Genomic DNA, 250 nt, shown 5'->3' on the forward strand with positions numbered 1-250 from the left:
TTACCACTTTGTGATTCATGACTGGGGTGAAGTCGTAACAAGGTAACCGTAGGGGAACCTGCGGTTGGATCACCTCCTTACCTCAAGATACGCATTGTGCAGTGTCCACACAGATTGTCTGATGAAAGTAACGAGCAGAAATACCTTAATAGGCTTGTAGCTCAGGTGGTTAGAGCGCACCCCTGATAAGGGTGAGGTCGGTGGTTCAAGTCCACTCAGGCCTACCAATTCGTCCTCATGCTGCGTTGTC

The 250-nt window shown here is 49.6% G+C and carries 1 tRNA gene and 1 rRNA gene; both read left to right on the forward strand.

Going from position 1 to position 250, the window contains the following annotated elements:
- Positions 1-80: ribosomal RNA gene (locus J1782_RS00005) — 16S ribosomal RNA — on the forward strand; the annotation flags it as partial.
- 70 nt (positions 81-150) lie between these two features.
- A tRNA-Ile gene (locus J1782_RS00010) sits at positions 151-227 on the forward strand.
- The last annotated feature ends 23 nt before the right edge of the window (positions 228-250 follow it).

The sequence above is a fragment of the Rahnella sp. BCC 1045 genome, assembly GCF_019049615.1.
Taxonomy (GTDB): Bacteria; Pseudomonadota; Gammaproteobacteria; order Enterobacterales; family Enterobacteriaceae; genus Rahnella; species Rahnella contaminans.